This window comes from Bacillus sp. FJAT-28004 (genome assembly GCF_001280845.1).
GTDB lineage: Bacteria > Bacillota > Bacilli > Paenibacillales > Paenibacillaceae > Pristimantibacillus.
Genome location: NZ_LGHP01000001.1, coordinates 375,514 through 390,038, shown reverse-complemented (window position 1 = coordinate 390,038; position 14,525 = coordinate 375,514). Strand labels below are relative to the sequence as shown.

General features: G+C 44.7%; 17 protein-coding genes. 4 read left to right on the top strand and 13 right to left on the bottom strand.

Annotated features, from left to right (window positions below; all coding sequences use genetic code 11):
• Positions 1-123: 123 nt before the first annotated feature.
• Together AC787_RS01570 and AC787_RS01565 are read right to left on the bottom strand one after the other, a co-directional pair.
• Positions 124-1,173 (bottom strand): M42 family metallopeptidase, encoded by a 1,050-nt coding sequence (locus AC787_RS01570; RefSeq protein ID WP_054023188.1) that lies wholly within the window; start codon positions 1,171-1,173, stop codon positions 124-126.
• An 18-nt stretch (positions 1,174-1,191) separates the two neighbouring features.
• A complete protein-coding gene (locus AC787_RS01565; RefSeq protein ID WP_054023187.1) occupies positions 1,192-1,668 on the bottom strand; it encodes a GyrI-like domain-containing protein in 477 nt (158 codons plus the stop codon).
• A gap of 164 nt (positions 1,669-1,832) precedes the next feature.
• On the opposite strand from AC787_RS01565, the gene AC787_RS01560 reads away from it, so the two are divergent.
• Genes AC787_RS01560 through AC787_RS01550 form a run of 3 tightly spaced genes read left to right on the top strand, consistent with a single transcriptional unit; the run spans position 1,833 to position 3,754 of the window.
• On the top strand, positions 1,833-2,435 hold the full coding sequence (locus tag AC787_RS01560; RefSeq protein ID WP_054023186.1) for a bifunctional transcriptional activator/DNA repair enzyme AdaA: 603 nt from the start codon (positions 1,833-1,835) through the stop codon (positions 2,433-2,435).
• The gene (locus AC787_RS01555) at positions 2,419-2,934 is read left to right on the top strand and encodes a methylated-DNA--[protein]-cysteine S-methyltransferase (protein ID WP_054023185.1); all 516 of its coding nucleotides are present in this window, start codon (positions 2,419-2,421) and stop codon (positions 2,932-2,934) included. The genes AC787_RS01560 and AC787_RS01555 overlap by 17 nt, the downstream gene beginning before the upstream one ends.
• A 1-nt stretch (position 2,935) precedes the next feature.
• The gene (locus tag AC787_RS01550; RefSeq protein ID WP_054023184.1) at positions 2,936-3,754 is read left to right on the top strand and encodes an SPL family radical SAM protein; all 819 of its coding nucleotides are present in this window, start codon (positions 2,936-2,938) and stop codon (positions 3,752-3,754) included.
• Here the strand turns inward: AC787_RS01550 and AC787_RS01545 are convergent.
• The 3 genes from AC787_RS01545 to pgsA form a co-directional block, all read right to left on the bottom strand.
• On the bottom strand, positions 3,751-4,446 hold the full coding sequence (locus AC787_RS01545; RefSeq protein ID WP_054023183.1) for a DNA alkylation repair protein: 696 nt from the start codon (positions 4,444-4,446) through the stop codon (positions 3,751-3,753). The genes AC787_RS01550 and AC787_RS01545 overlap by 4 nt on opposite strands.
• A gap of 18 nt (positions 4,447-4,464) precedes the next feature.
• Entirely contained in the window at positions 4,465-5,082 is a 618-nt protein-coding gene (locus AC787_RS01540; RefSeq protein WP_054023182.1) for a DNA-3-methyladenine glycosylase family protein, read from the bottom strand.
• Positions 5,083-5,222: 140 nt separating this feature from the next.
• The gene (gene pgsA / locus AC787_RS01535; RefSeq protein WP_054023181.1) at positions 5,223-5,810 is read right to left on the bottom strand and encodes a CDP-diacylglycerol--glycerol-3-phosphate 3-phosphatidyltransferase; all 588 of its coding nucleotides are present in this window, start codon (positions 5,808-5,810) and stop codon (positions 5,223-5,225) included.
• Positions 5,811-5,980: 170 nt separating this feature from the next.
• On the opposite strand from pgsA, the gene AC787_RS01530 reads away from it, so the two are divergent.
• Entirely contained in the window at positions 5,981-7,240 is a 1,260-nt protein-coding gene (locus AC787_RS01530) for a phospholipid carrier-dependent glycosyltransferase (protein WP_054023180.1), read from the top strand.
• Between the two features lie 118 nt (positions 7,241-7,358).
• On the opposite strand, the gene AC787_RS01525 is transcribed toward AC787_RS01530, so the two are convergent.
• From AC787_RS01525 to AC787_RS01490, 8 genes are all read right to left on the bottom strand, one after another.
• A complete protein-coding gene (locus AC787_RS01525) occupies positions 7,359-8,342 on the bottom strand; it encodes a LacI family DNA-binding transcriptional regulator (RefSeq protein ID WP_054023179.1) in 984 nt (327 codons plus the stop codon).
• Between the two features lie 125 nt (positions 8,343-8,467).
• Positions 8,468-9,421 carry a ribose ABC transporter substrate-binding protein RbsB gene (rbsB, locus tag AC787_RS01520; protein ID WP_054023178.1) on the bottom strand — a complete coding sequence of 318 codons (954 nt, stop codon included), beginning with the start codon at positions 9,419-9,421 and terminating at the stop codon, positions 8,468-8,470.
• A gap of 36 nt (positions 9,422-9,457) precedes the next feature.
• Complete coding sequence (locus AC787_RS01515; RefSeq protein ID WP_054023177.1) at positions 9,458-10,405, bottom strand: ABC transporter permease subunit; 948 nt, start codon at positions 10,403-10,405, stop codon at positions 9,458-9,460.
• Positions 10,395-11,897: a sugar ABC transporter ATP-binding protein gene (locus tag AC787_RS01510; protein WP_054023176.1), complete on the bottom strand. Its 1,503-nt coding sequence runs from the start codon at positions 11,895-11,897 to the stop codon at positions 10,395-10,397. Before AC787_RS01510 ends, AC787_RS01515 begins: the two co-directional genes overlap by 11 nt.
• A gap of 31 nt (positions 11,898-11,928) precedes the next feature.
• Positions 11,929-12,327 carry a D-ribose pyranase gene (gene rbsD, locus AC787_RS01505; RefSeq protein ID WP_054023175.1) on the bottom strand — a complete coding sequence of 133 codons (399 nt, stop codon included), beginning with the start codon at positions 12,325-12,327 and terminating at the stop codon, positions 11,929-11,931.
• 30 nt (positions 12,328-12,357) lie between these two features.
• A complete protein-coding gene (gene rbsK, locus AC787_RS01500; protein WP_054023174.1) occupies positions 12,358-13,266 on the bottom strand; it encodes a ribokinase in 909 nt (302 codons plus the stop codon).
• Positions 13,267-13,460: 194 nt separating this feature from the next.
• Complete coding sequence (locus AC787_RS01495; RefSeq protein WP_054023173.1) at positions 13,461-13,829, bottom strand: DMT family transporter; 369 nt, start codon at positions 13,827-13,829, stop codon at positions 13,461-13,463.
• Positions 13,829-14,386, bottom strand: coding sequence for a TetR/AcrR family transcriptional regulator (locus AC787_RS01490; RefSeq protein ID WP_054023172.1), 558 nt, complete (start codon positions 14,384-14,386; stop codon positions 13,829-13,831). Before AC787_RS01490 ends, AC787_RS01495 begins: the two co-directional genes overlap by 1 nt.
• Positions 14,387-14,525: the final 139 nt, after the last annotated feature.

Sequence of the window (14,525 nt, the reverse complement as noted above, 5' to 3'; positions counted from 1 at the left end):
ATCATCAAAAAGAAGAGCACCGACATCCCCGATGCTCTTCTATTCGCTCTTAACACCATAGCACACAACTATACCTTCACAGCCGGTATATCAGCTTTTGTCATGCGAAACCACGTCCGCTTATTACTCCATCACATAAGCCAGCAGCAAGGCCGACGTGTTGACAATCGCATCCGCGTGAGTTCGTTCCATGCCGTGGGAAGCATGAACGCCCGGTCCGATTAATGCCGCACGAATATTGCTTCCGCCACGCAGCGCCGCCGACGCATCGGAGCCATAATGCGGGTAAATATCAACTGCATATGCTAGTTTTTCACGTTTGGCTAGCTCAATCAACCTGGTCGTCATATTATAATCATAGGGTCCAGTCGAATCCTTGGCGCAAATGGATATATCCTGCTCTGTCGCAGAAAGATCATCTCCAAGCGCCCCCATGTCCACCGCGATCATTTCCGTTATATCCTCAGGTATATAGGAGCTTCCGTGTCCAACCTCTTCGTAGGTAGAGAAGATAAGCTTCAACGTATGTGCAGGCGTATTCCCCTCACGCTTGAACCATTCCATTAATCCGAGCAGTGCAGCTACGCTTGCTTTATCGTCCAAATGCCGTGATTTCACCCAGCCATTCGGAAAAATGCGTACTCGCGGCTCCCACGAAATAATATCGCCTACAGAAATGCCCAGCCCCTCAGTATCCGCTTTTGTTTTCACTAGCTCATCAATACGAATTTCCATATTCGCTTCTTCACGCTTCCACTCCCGCGAATCAGAGTACACATGCACGGAGGCTTTCGTAGACAAAACCGTTCCCTCATATTTTCGGCCATCGCGTGTGTGAATAACGCAATACTCCCCTTCGACCGTTTGCATATTGTAGCCCCCGATCGACGTGAAGCGAAGTTTCCCATCAGACTTGATAGAACGAACCATCGCTCCAAGCGTATCCAGATGCGCGGTTATACCGATCACCTTCTCGGAACTAACGCCTGGAATTGTAATCATTCCATTGCCTTTTGGCGTTATTTCTAAAGCATAGCCAAGCTTCTCCGCTTCCTCCCCTAAATACTTCACAATGTCCATACAGTACCCGCTAGGGCTTGGTATGTTCAGTAAAGCCTCAAGTTGGCTGACCATATAATCTCGATTAAGCTGTTTCGAAAGTGGTAATGACATCATTTCGTGCTCCTTTCATTATTTCAATGCGATATACAAATCAATCTCATTGTCTGGACTTTCTGGTTGATATCTCTCATCCCAAATTTCAAAATCATAATTTTTTGGTTCATTTCCAGTTTTACTCATCCAATCGCCATATACATAGCCGTACGAATGACTAAGCTCGGATTCAAGTCCCTTGTGCTTGTATGTAACATACTTACTTTCAGTGACCGTATGATTTATCATATTTAATGAAGCATCGCCTTGTTTACTTACTTCGTAACCGATTATATTCGTAAACTTATCCACCAGAGGATCAAAATCCATTTTCATAGGATAAACTTGTATTAAAATAACATTTTCATTTTTCCTATTTTGAATTTCTTCTTTTCTTTCAACTAACGAACGATAAATGTCCTTGCCAAGACCCGACTCAAACTCTTTTACATTAGCTTCAATACTGTAACCTACGACATGAAATTGGGGTAATGTTATCACTTTAGCTTCCATGAGATCTCCTCCCTTAAAACCGTTGCTCTTCCTATTTTACGCGATTGCACATCAGGATCAAAGTCTCACCTCTAAGTATCTCACTTTCGTTATCTTGCTTTTACATTCCTAAATGCGTACATACGTTCACTTTCGAGGTTATACTAATGATAGAGGTGAGCAAAATGGAGGAACAAAGTTCAGAAACATTGACGGATGTAAGGTGGCATGCCATCTTAAGCAACAATGCTTCTTATGACGGGGTCTTTTTTTACGCGGTGAAAACGACAGGCATATTTTGCCGGCCATCCTGCAAATCCAAACCGCCCAATAAAGAAAATATTGCAATTTACCGTACGGCCGAGCAAGCTTTATCTGCCCATTTTCGCCCATGCAAACGGTGCAAGCCTACCGGGAAGCGCCTGCCTGATGATGAATGGATCCATTTAGCTGCCGAGTATATCGATAGAAACTATATGAACAACTTAACTTTACAAGTCGTTGCAGATCATTGTCACGGCAGCCCCTACCACTTGCATCGGACCTTCAAAAAAATCAAACACATAACACCTGTTGAATATATACAGCAAATACGAGTCAATAAGGCCAAGGAACAGCTGATTTCATCCGATTTGACTATTTCAGAGATTGGCTCAAGTGTTGGCCTGCGCAACACACCGTATTTTGTCACGTTATTTAGAAAGAAGACTGGCTGCACGCCGGCAACCTATCGGCAATTACAGAAAACGAAGATGGAGGAGGCTCATTCGAATGACCAACCACACTAAACCGCCTATTTATTGGACATTGTTCACTCACGAGGTCTGGAGCATACACATTGCAGCTACAACGGAAGGACTTTGTTTTATTGGCTCTCAGAATGAACCGGTAGATGAGCTTATTCGCTGGGCAAATACCCGCTTTCCGGGCAGTACCTTACTGGAGAATGAAGAGCTGCTCCGACCCTATACGATAGAACTGGCTGAATACTTTCAAGGTTCGCGCAAGCAATTTAGTATCCCCTTCGACTATCAAGGAACAGCCTTTCAACAAGATGTATGGAAGGCGCTTTGCGAGATTCCTTATGGTGAAACGAAGTCCTACTCCGATATTGCCCATCAAATTCGGCGACCATCGGCCTCTCGTGCAGTGGGCACTGCGATTGGCGAAAATCCGATCTTAATTACTATCCCCTGCCATCGCGTCATCGGAAAAAACGGATCGCTAACGGGCTATCGCGGCGGCATAGAAATGAAAACAAAGCTGCTCCAGCTGGAGAAGCACTAATATGCAAATCGAATATTTATATACGCAGCCCAAAACATTATTGAATAAAGGAACGGGGTTTCTTACTGGCTACAGTCATTCCTTGAACCCATATACGGGGTGTACCTTTGGCTGTTCCTACTGCTATGTGCGGAAAATGCCTGTTTCTTTATTTCGGGGCGCCGAGTGGGGCACTTGGGTTGATATTAAGAAGGACGCCGCTGAAGTTTTTCGCAAACAATTTTTAAAAGCGAAGGCCAAAGGCCCGGTTACCATCTTTATGTCATCCAGCACTGATCCTTATCAGCCTATTGAATATAAGGAACAAATCACCCGCTCCTTGCTGGAGGCGATGGTTGATGATCCTCCCGATTTTTTGTTTGTGCAGACCCGAAGCCCGCTAGTTCAGCGAGATATTGATCTATTTTTGCGACTTGGAGAAAAGGTTCGCATCAGTATGACCGTGGAAACGGATCGCGAGGACATTCGCAAGCATTTCTCACCGAATGCGCCTCCAATTAAAGCTAGGCTAAAGACGCTTCAGCTCCTCGCTGATGCAGGCGTTAAAACCCAAGCGACGATTGCCCCCATGCTGCCGAGCAGTGAGCAATTCGCCGAAATACTAAAGCCGCTCGTTGATCGCATATGCATTGATGACTATTTTATGGGAGACGGAAGCAGTGGAAAAAGAACCCGCCAACTAGGAATCCATGCCTTATATGAACAGCTAGGCCTTGAGGAATGGTATCATCCGGCTGCTTATCGCATCGTATACGAGCGGTTCAAGCAAGTTTTTTCCGAGGACCATATTTATGTAAGCCAGGAAGGCTTTGAGCCTTAACTGTTTTTTCGTTTCATACCGCGAATCCTTGTTTTTGTTTCTTGATCCACGCGGTATGATTCTGTTATTTTTTGCAGAGCTTTGTTGTAGGTGAAATCATCTAACGAGTTAGCACCTCTCTCCAAATATTTCGTAGTAGGCTCAGGCAGCTTTATATAACAAATCGATAACGCCCATGCTACCGCCATCTTGACGTAGTAGCTCTCTCGCTTGGTCTGGTCTAGCCGTTGCAATACACGATCAATGTATTCTACTTCGATATAGAAATCCAGCAGCATAACGACGCCAAAACGGATCTCATACTCCTTATCTGAGGCCAAATACGGCTGTAAAAAATCCCACACGGCCGACTTATTCGCCTTCGTAAATTTCAGTCCAATGCAAAAGCTGTCGCAAACCGACCAATTGTCTATTTTCGGAACAAATTCAGCGACATAGTGCAATAAGTCTGCGATATCCGCTTTTGCATATCCGATGACCATTCCTTGCAGCATAACCTCTTCAAAATAATCACTTTCCGCATCCTTTAAATAGTTACGCCAGTCTCCCCTTGCTATCGTCTGGGCCAGCTTGCGCAGGGTTGGCAGCCGGACGCCTATTACATTATTAATAGTAGGGATAAGCGCAGCAGAAAACTTCTGGTAATCGACCTCCGCCCATTCTAACAGCTGTTCTTTGATTGCTTTTTCCATGTTTTTACTCCTTTGAACTTATTCCATCGACAGCGTCCATAAATAAATAGAAGCCACTGAGCCAAAGGGAGAATAGCTTAACCGATAACTATCGAATTGCTCTTTGGACAGCGCTTCAAGACCATACAGCTTCATCATCCCGCGGCGAATAGCGATATCTCCCCAACTGACGACATCAGGGCGCTCCATGGCATGAATAAGCAGCATTTCTGCCGTCCATTTGCCCACTCCCTTTAAGGTCATCAGCTTCTTGATCACCTCTTCATCCGATAAGCTATGCAGCTCATCCAGTTGAATCTCGCCCTGAATAATCGACTCGGCAATGCTTTTTATACAAATGGCCTTCTTCATCGTTATCCCACAGCTTTTAATCTGTTCGGCAGTCTGCTTAGCCATATTGGAGGGCGATATTTCTCCGAGCCGCTCCTGCATTCTTACCCAAATGGTATTGGCAGCCTTAGCCGAGATAAGCTGACCTACAATCGCATTAACGAGCGCAGCGAACAGATTCGGCATAATAATTCGCTCTACTTTTCCTAGCCGAGTTATGGCCGCACCGAGCGTTTCATCAACGCTTGTCAAATATTCAATCTCTGCTTGCCCATAGTCAAAAAGCTTTGTTTGTAAGGTTTGCAGCCGGCTCTCCTCCTATAAATTGAAATAAAAGCTTTTGTATCCTTACTATACCTCACCAAGCTCTATATGTTCCTATTCTCGAATAGAATAGCAAGATAACGTAATATTATCGATGCAAAAAAAGCAGCCAATCCCTAAAGTTAGGAATTAAGCTGCAACAAGCGATAGTTGTTTTTGATGTAATTCACCCCGGACAATATGGTCAAAACTAATGCAACGTACATTAGAATTTGATCAACAGGAATCGTTGTGATCAAGCTGAATGGACGATTATTTAACAAAACCGCTGAAATCGCGATGACTTGGAAGACCATCTTTATTTTGCCGAATTGATCTGCTTGCAAAGCGATTTTCTGAGAGGATGCCACGATCCTAATTCCCGTTATAATAATTTCTCTTCCAATAATAACAAATGCAATCCAGCTGTAGATCAAGTGCTCGCTTACCATTAAGATCAACGCGGCGGATATAAGCAGCTTGTCTGCCAATGGATCGAGCAGCTTCCCAAGATTCGTAATTTGATTATATTTTCTTGCGATGTGTCCATCTAATTTATCCGTTGCTGAAGCGAGTATAAACAACGCTGCGGCATAATAAATGCCATAGGTGTCTATATGACGAAACAATTCTGATTTCTCGATTAACCATTCAGGGTATATCGGGAAAAATAAAATAAAGACGGGAATTAATAAAATACGAGCAATCGTTATTTTATTCGCTAGATTCATATTGTTCCTCCTTCATTATATCCCGATTATTATACCATATTTTGGTCATTCGTAGTTTAAGGAGGAGTTAAGAAAATGTTAAGGGAATCCGAACAATCTTATTAAGAAGAGCCCTCTATACTTGCCTTATTAAATAGGCAGGATCAGAAGCATGAGGAGGATTCAATAACGTGGAATGGATTAGAGCAAACAAAGTGAGGACAATAGCGATTATTTTTATATTTTTTCTTGCCTTTTGGCTAAGGGCTGACTTTCTTACTTCGGTAAAACATAACATTCCACATGATACAAAGTATTATAGTGAAACGGTGAATCGGTTGCTCGATAAAGGAATCTATGCTTACAAGGAAGAGGTTCCTAATGCAAGGGTAACGCCAGGATATCCTTTGTTTATGACCAGTATGTACGTAGTGGCTAAAGGGCTCGGCGTAGAGCCATTCCCGCTTATCCGATGGGTGCAGCTGTTTATCAGCCTGGCAACCTTAATTCTAATCCACTTGATAGCGATGCAGACTACAAAAAATAAGTGGGTTGCACTTATATCGATATTTATCGCAGCGATTTATCATCCTTTTATTTGGACAACTGGGGCAGTGCTTACCGAAACACTTGCATTATTTTTTTTAATGGCTTATTTATCCATGCAGCTTCATGTTTTCCGTACACAGCGGAAGAGCGATGCTGCGCTTGCCGGTATTTTATTAGGAATTACCGTGCTAATCAGAGCCGAGTTTCTACCGTTGTATGTTCCGCTATATGGGGTATTTTTGCTTCAACAATGGTTTAAACCCAAATCTCGACAGATGCCGGCGCCAGTCTCCAAGCTGGCTGCATTCAAAAAAACAGCAATGCTGGGCGTTATTACGGGACTGTGCCTATCGGCGACGATGCTTCCCTGGTGGATTCGCAACGTCGTATCGCTAAATGAGTTTGTATTAACTGCTTCACAGTCCAATCCGTTCAGTGCTGGTACATACCCGAACAAAGATTACAGCGATAAAATCGTTGAACAAAATGGAATGTCACAGAAAGAATATGCCTGGGCGCGCATTAAAGCGGGCTTCACTCAGCAAACATCGACATACGTAAAATGGTATACGGTCGGGAAGCTTAAATATACCTATGAGCGCATGTTCTTCGGCTCCGGCCATTCACCCATTTATTATGCCTATTCGAATGCAGCAAATTTGCACAAGCTGCTCATCTACAGCGCGATCATTCCGCTGCTTGCGCTTATGTGGAGATGGAGACATCCTTCCGTTATGCTGGCGGTGGTCATCATTATTATGTCGCTGATCAGACTCGTATTCGTGCCGGAGTATCGCTACAATTTTACCGTAATGCCGCTGTTTATTATTTTGTCGACTTGGCTTGGCGTATACATTCTGGAGAAAATGTGGGGATATATTTCACGTAAAAAAATAACGTAGAAGCTTTAAATGCATCTGAAAATCTATATGTATTACCAGGATGAGCAGATTTCTTATAGCATTGGAGTGTGAGCTGCTAATGTTCACACTCCATTTTGCATTCGCTTTTGATAATGTGCTAAGAAGTTCCCTTGCGCAGCAGCTCTACCTCAAACTCGTAATTTTTACGCTCGATTGGTTCATTGTTGATTAAACGGATCAAATAATCCATTGCTGTTTTGCCGATCGAGTAAATTCGTTGTGAGATGGTCGTAATTTCAGGGTAAACCATGTCCATTCGAATGCCGTCAAAGCCGATTAGCTTCACTTGCTCCGGGACCTTAACTCCAAGCTCTATTAACGCCTTTAACGCGCCTGCCGCCATCAAATCATTGCCAGCAAATACACCATCCACATCAGGATGCTGCTTATAAATTTCCTTCATTGCTTGATAGCCCCCTGCAACATTGAAGTTGCCATAACCAATCAGACTTGGCATAAACCAAGGCAAATCTCTGCACATTTCTTCAAAGGCAAGCGTCCTCTCCCTCGATGAATGCACATGCGTGGGGCCAGAAATATGAGCAATCTTGCGACAACCGCCAGATAGTAGATGCTCAACCGCCATTTCACCGCCATGACGGTTTGCAGCAGTTACCGAAAGGATCGGATAGTTAGAAAAAGATTTATCGATAGCTACAATCGGAATGGAGCGGTCCTGCAAAGCAATGATTTGCTCTGGTAGAACAGTATAGGATGAAATAATAATGCCGTCTATTTGCTTGTTGATTAATGTTTCGATATACTTCTTTTCTTTGTCCGGATTATTGTCCGTATTGCACAGCACAAGCGTGTAGCCGTGAGCCGCTGCCGCATCCTCGGCTGCGCGGGCTATTTCGGGGAAAAAGGGATTTAAAATATCTGGCACCATTAAAGCAACGGCAGCTGTTTTTTTGCCTGCCAAGCTTCTTGCAATATTGTTAGGCTTATAATTCAGTTTTTGGATCGCTGCCATAACTGCGATTTCGGCTTCCTTGCTGACATAGCCACTTTGATTAAGCAAGCGGGATATGGTGGCGACGGACACGCCAGCCAGTTTGCTAACATCTCTAATTGTAGTCATAAATAACAAAATCCTTTCACGAATCAGCCTGGCCTTGGTTAAAGTATACGGAATTATCGATTAAAAAAACAAGTGTGTTTACGCTCGCGAGAACGTAAACACACTTGTTTGGCTTAAAGCTTACGTTACTTTTTAGCAGAATCTTTCGTAATGAGATCAAGCTCAACTGGAATGGAAGCTTCAACCGTTTCGCCTTTTGCAATCTTTATTGCGGTTTGTACAGCCAAAATACCCATCATATCAGGCTTTTGCGCTACAGTCGCGCTCAATTTCCCCGCGAATACTTCCTTCACGGCATCATCGGTCGCATCGAAGCCAACAACTAGAATATCGGATTTGCCTGCTGCTTCAATTGCCTTTAGTGCGCCAAGCGCCATCTCGTCATTATGAGCGAAGATTGCTTTGATATCCTTGTTTCCTTGCAAAATGTTTTCCGTGACAGTCAGACCTTTAGCGCGGTCAAAATCGGCAGGCTGCTTAGCCGCTATTTGGATACCGCTTGATTTGGCGATTTCTTCATTAAAGCCCGCTCCACGCTCGCGTGCTGCAGAAGAACCCGGAATACCTTCAAGCTCGACAACCTTGCCTGTTCCGCCAAGCTGCTCAGCAATAAACTTCGCAGCCAGCACGCCGCCTGCTTTGTTGTCGGAAGCGATATGCGTCGTTACTTTGCCGCCATCGGACGTCCGATCTACCGTAATAACCGGAATGCCTGCTGCATTAGCAGATTCCACTGCTGGAACGATAGCTGCTGAATCTGTAGGGTTAATAATGATGACATCGACCTTTTGTTGGATCAAATCCTCGATTGAGGAAGCTTGCTTAGCTGCATCATCTTGCGCGTCAACCGTAATCAATTCTGCCGATCCAGCCGTAGCCGCTGTCTGTGCGCCTTCTTTTAATGTTACGAAAAATGGATTGCTTTGCGTCGATACGGCAAGTCCAATCTTAATGCCTTCTGTTTTGGCAGCACCTTTTTCAGCTTCTTTGTTTCCTGAACCGGGAGCCGTTGTTGAACATCCTGCAAGGAGCAGCGCTGTAATCATACCGATGCTTACTAGTTTCGTAATCTTTTTCATGTTGTAACCACCTTTTGTTTGTTTGAATTATATGATTTAGCTATTGGCTTTCTTGCGATCCAGCAATACCGCCAACAGAATGACCATCCCTTTAACAACCTGCTGATAAAATGAGGAGACACCTAGCAGATTCAAACCGTTATTCAAAACACCAATGATGAGCGCCCCTACTAGCGTACCCACAATCCATCCTTTACCGCCGGACAAGCTGGTTCCACCTAGCACGACAGCTGCAATGGCATCCAGCTCATAGCCTGTTCCGGCATTTGCCTGCGCGGAGTTCAGTCGAGACGTAAGAATGATTCCTGCAAGCGACGACAGCAGACCAGTCAACGCATACACATAAATCTTAAAGCGTCCGGTCTTGATGCCCGAAAGCAGCGAAGCCTCTTCATTTCCTCCGATTGCGTATATATTTCTGCCAAAAGTTGTTTTACGCAGCATGAAATATAATACGGCGAAAATGATGATCGTAATAATAACCGGAACAGGTACCCCAAAAAAGTAACCTCCGCCAACTAATGTGAATAATTCGCTTTCAAATCCAGTTATCGGCCTGCCATCCGTATAGACGAGCGCTAAGCCCCGATAGATAGTCATCGTCGCTAAGGTGGCGATAAACGGCGCAATCTTGGCTTTCGTAACGAGAAGACCATTAATCGTTCCCATTACTCCGCCGGCAGCTAGTCCAATGATAATAGCCGTTATTGGATCCATGCCGCCATTCAGCATACCTGCGGTTAACGCTCCAGACAGTGCAAGCGTTGCGCCTACCGATAGATCAATGCCCCCAGTCAATATGACGAAGGTCATTCCAAAAGCGATTAAAGCATTAATGGAAACTTGGCGGAACACGTTCAATATATTGTTTATGGTCAAAAAATTCGGACTTGCGAAAATTAGAATGACGATGATAATTAGGAGTCCGATGAGCGGACCCAGCTTTTGCAAAGTGGTTGATAGTTGTTTTTTGTCAATGGCCATTGCTGCTTCCCCCTGTCGCCGCATGCATGATTGTTTCCTGATTCATTTGCGCTTTGTCCAATATTGAAGAGATGCGTCCCTCATGAACGACAATAACGCGGTCGCTGACACCTAATACCTCGGGCAAATCCGATGAAACCATAATAATGGTGACGCCTTGCTCGCTCAGCTCGTTCATCATGGTGTAAATTTCTTTTTTCGCCCCGACGTCTACCCCTCTTGTCGGCTCATCCATAATAAACACTTTAGGCAGCTCTCCCAGCCATTTGCCGATGGCAACCTTCTGCTGATTGCCGCCGCTTAACGATTTTACGGTCTGTTCGGGATCACGCGTTCTAATGTTGAATCGCTTGATCATTTTATCCGACAGCTCGTTGTCCTTCTTCGCTGAAATAACGCCGGAGCTTGATATTCGCTTATAATTGGTTAACGATAGATTCTCACGGACAGACATGCCGAGCACCAATCCCTGATGCTTGCGGTCTTCTGTTACGAATACGATCCCCGCTTCGATAGCTCTTGACGGGCTGGTTATCGCAACCTCTCGCCCATCAATAAAGATTTTACCCTGCCTTTTCTTGTCGGCTCCGAACAGCATGCGTACAATTTCTGTTCGTCCGGCTCCCATAAGCCCGGCTATGCCAACGATTTCTCCTGCCGCCGCGGAGAAGCTGATCCCGCTTAGCTTCCTGCCGTCACTTAAATTCTCGACGCGAAGCCGCTCCGCTCCGATCTTGCTGCTGCGCTCCGGGTAACGCTCACCAATCTCACGGCCTACCATCAAACGAACAATATGCTCAACCGTCGTTTCTGCTATTTTCTCTGTTCCGAGGAACGCACCGTCACGCAAAACAGAAATGCGATCACACATCTTAAAGATTTCTTCCATCCGATGTGAAATGTAGACAATGCCCACACCTTCACGACGCAGCTGATTCATAATTTTAAACAGCGCTTCGATTTCACGATCCGTCAATGCCGCAGTCGGCTCGTCCATAATAAGAACCTCGGCATTTTTAGATAGCGCTTTCGCAATCTCGATCATTTGCTGCTGCCCGATAGACAATGTATCCGCCGCAGCGTCTGGATCAAGCTCGACGCCTAACCGCTGCAAATATTCACGCGTCTTGCGCTTCATCTCTTTGTCACGTACAATTCCGGTTTTGCCATAAGTAAGCTGTCTCCCGATAAACATGTTTTCGGATACGGACAGCTTCGGAATAATGTTCAGTTCCTGATGAATGATCGCAACGCCCCTATTCTCAGCTTGCGTCGGATCCGTGAACATGACCTCTTGCCCCTTGACCTTAACCGAGCCTGAGTCAGCTTTGTACACGCCCGTCAAAATCTTCATCAAGGTCGATTTGCCTGCGCCATTCTCACCCATCAGAGCGTGTATTTCGCCCGCCTTGAGCTGAAATGCGGCGTCCTTCAATACTTGTACGGAAGAAAAAGATTTATGAATGCCAGTCATTTCAATTAGATACTCCATCTATGCCACCCCTTTTGCTGAACAGCAGCCCTTATTTGAAAAAAACACCCGATTGAAGAATAATGTTGGCGTATGGCGTTGCTTCGCCTGTACGGATTACCGCTTTCGCTTGCAAGGTAATTTTTTTAAGTTCCTCATGCGACACCTGCTTAATCGGAATGTCACCCAGCTGCAGCCTTGTGCCGTCATGAATCACAGCATTTTGCTCCGCCATTTCACTGGCGATAATTGCGGATTCAACCTCCATATCGGCGAGCACTGCTTCTAATGTATCTAGGTAAGACGGGAGTCCGGGCTTCACAGCCAGATCGATTCGTTTAACCGTGTCAGGAATAGGCAGTCCGCAATCACCGATTACGATACAGTCGGTATGGCCCATTCTGGCAATCACTGCTGCTATATCACTGTTTAATATGCCTGTTTTTTTCATCTGCAAGTCCTCTCGAAGTAAATAGTACGACTAATTTTGTATAAAACGTTCGACATCGGATCGTGTAGGCATTCCGCTCTGAGCGCCAAGTTTAGTAACTGACAGTGCACTGGCAGCGACTGCGAACCTTACTGCCTCTTCTAGCGTCGAGCCTTCGCTCAACCTCACGGCTAATGCGCCGTTAAAGGTGTCGCCCGCTCCGGTTGTATCGACTGCTTCTACCTTCTTGCCCGGTTCATGTTTAATCTCACCGTCAAGCGATTTATAAAATGCGCCGTTGCTTCCGCCAGTCATTACTATGCGATGCGGGTACAACTCAATAAGCTGCTTGAAGGTTCGTTCCTGTTTGTCACCCTGGCCTAACAAAATGGCAAGCTCATATTCATTTGGTGTAATGATATGAACCTGCTCCAGCAGCTCTCTTGGCAACTCAATCGCAGGAGCAGGATTCAAAATAACTGGAACGTTCAACTCATTCGCCAGCTTAATTGCTGCTTGGACAGTAGCGAACGGAATTTCCTGCTGCAGCAGGAGCATATCCGAATTTGCAATAACTTCCTTCAAGGACATCAAATCTTCTGGATGCAGGCTATGGTTGGCGCCAGGGATTACAATAATCCGGTTATCGTTGTCGCATAGGGTAATCGATGCGATGCCCGTCGATTGATGAGTAACCGTTTTCACATCTTCCGTATTGATACCTTCCTTTTCTAATGCCTCCAAAAGCTGCTTTGCAAAATGATCTTCGCCAACGCAACCAATCATCGTTACCTGTGCACCAAGACGTGCGCAAGCTACTGCTTGATTAGCGCCTTTCCCGCCTGTAAAGCTAGAGAAAACGCTGCCAAAAATCGTCTCGCCTTGATTCGGCATGATCTCTGTTTCAGTAACCATATCTATATTCATGCTTCCAATAACCGTAATTTTTGGTTTAGTCATCTTTGCACCTCTTTGTCCATATCTGATGTAATCCTATGATGTGTAATCGGTTACACATTGTTTTTTTATTTTATAGCTCGATTATAAGATTGTCAACAGCAAATAAAAAAGCTAGAAAACGAACAACAGAAAAACCCCGATAGATCAATGTTCTTGATCACATCAGGGCTTGTCTTTGTCCGCACGATTATAAATTACACCATATGTTGGTGGGTGTCTGAAGAAGCCGCCGACTCGTTCCCATGACCTGGCCCTAGTACATTCAGCACGACAACACCTATTAGAATCAATAAAATGCCAACAACACTCCATAGATTCAATTTCTCTTTCCAAATGAGCACCGATATGACAACGGTCGCCACTCCGCCAAGACCAGACCAAATCGCATATGCAGTATTCAAAGGTATGGTCTTCAGCGTCAAGGATAAAAAGTAGAAGGAGCATACTAAGCTGATAACCGTAATTATCGTAGGGAATACTCGAGTGAATCCTTGAGAGGCTTTCAGCATGGAGGTGCCGATTAACTCAAATACAATCGAAAACAATAAAAATAAATATCCCATTATACCGTCTCCTCCTCTGTCCATTTTATCAATTGTTCAAAAACACGTGTTCTCAGCTGCTCGTCTAACGGACGCATTCCGAAGATTTCGGAGAACCATAGTCCATCAGCCGCAAGCCTCGCTATCGTGGCATGAACGGGATCTATGCCATCGTTCTCGATATTTTTTTGCCAAGCGGCAAATAACGTTTGAATTTTTAGTAGCATATCCGGGTTTGCATACAGCGCAGCTGAAAAAACAGTACCTATTTCCAGCCCGCTCTCTTCACTTTCAAATGTCGACTTTACGTAGGATCTCACCCATTTACCAGGCGTATCGCCTTCAGTTTGGACTCTTTCCTCAATATCTTCCTCGAACTCTTGGGTCAGCTCGTTAACGAGCCCTTCAACTAGAGACTCTTTATTAGGAAAATAATGCAATAACCCTCCCTTACTAACACCAGCTTCCTTGGAAACCGCCTCAAGCGTTAATTTGGCCATTCCTTGCTTTAGAACGATGTTTGAGGCTGCTAGTAATAATCGTTTACGTGTAGGCAATTTGTTCTCGTTATTTGTCATTTCTTTCTCCTCCTCTATTACGCAAAAAACCGTCTGGACGGTATGTTTTCCATATCATTTGTATTATATCGTTTGAAAGAAGCTTAATCAACACGTTTTAATGCTCGTATCATCAGCGCCGCTGATGAACCAGAACATA

What these genes read in the sequence shown, in the direction of transcription:
- AC787_RS01570 (WP_054023188.1), bottom strand. Translation starts at nt 1,173, where the DNA reads ATGTCATTACCACTTTCGAAACAGCTTAATCGAGATTATATGGTCAGC.
- AC787_RS01565 (WP_054023187.1), bottom strand. Translation starts at nt 1,668, where the DNA reads ATGGAAGCTAAAGTGATAACATTACCCCAATTTCATGTCGTAGGTTAC.
- AC787_RS01560 (WP_054023186.1), top strand. Translation starts at nt 1,833, where the DNA reads ATGGAGGAACAAAGTTCAGAAACATTGACGGATGTAAGGTGGCATGCC.
- AC787_RS01555 (WP_054023185.1), top strand. Translation starts at nt 2,419, where the DNA reads ATGACCAACCACACTAAACCGCCTATTTATTGGACATTGTTCACTCAC.
- AC787_RS01550 (WP_054023184.1), top strand. Translation starts at nt 2,936, where the DNA reads ATGCAAATCGAATATTTATATACGCAGCCCAAAACATTATTGAATAAA.
- AC787_RS01545 (WP_054023183.1), bottom strand. Translation starts at nt 4,446, where the DNA reads ATGGAAAAAGCAATCAAAGAACAGCTGTTAGAATGGGCGGAGGTCGAT.
- pgsA (WP_054023181.1), bottom strand. Translation starts at nt 5,810, where the DNA reads ATGAATCTAGCGAATAAAATAACGATTGCTCGTATTTTATTAATTCCC.
- AC787_RS01525 (WP_054023179.1), bottom strand. Translation starts at nt 8,342, where the DNA reads ATGACTACAATTAGAGATGTTAGCAAACTGGCTGGCGTGTCCGTCGCC.
- rbsB (WP_054023178.1), bottom strand. Translation starts at nt 9,421, where the DNA reads ATGAAAAAGATTACGAAACTAGTAAGCATCGGTATGATTACAGCGCTG.
- AC787_RS01515 (WP_054023177.1), bottom strand. Translation starts at nt 10,405, where the DNA reads ATGGCCATTGACAAAAAACAACTATCAACCACTTTGCAAAAGCTGGGT.
- AC787_RS01510 (WP_054023176.1), bottom strand. Translation starts at nt 11,897, where the DNA reads ATGGAGTATCTAATTGAAATGACTGGCATTCATAAATCTTTTTCTTCC.
- rbsD (WP_054023175.1), bottom strand. Translation starts at nt 12,327, where the DNA reads ATGAAAAAAACAGGCATATTAAACAGTGATATAGCAGCAGTGATTGCC.
- rbsK (WP_054023174.1), bottom strand. Translation starts at nt 13,266, where the DNA reads ATGACTAAACCAAAAATTACGGTTATTGGAAGCATGAATATAGATATG.
- AC787_RS01495 (WP_054023173.1), bottom strand. Translation starts at nt 13,829, where the DNA reads ATGGGATATTTATTTTTATTGTTTTCGATTGTATTTGAGTTAATCGGC.
- AC787_RS01490 (WP_054023172.1), bottom strand. Translation starts at nt 14,386, where the DNA reads ATGACAAATAACGAGAACAAATTGCCTACACGTAAACGATTATTACTA.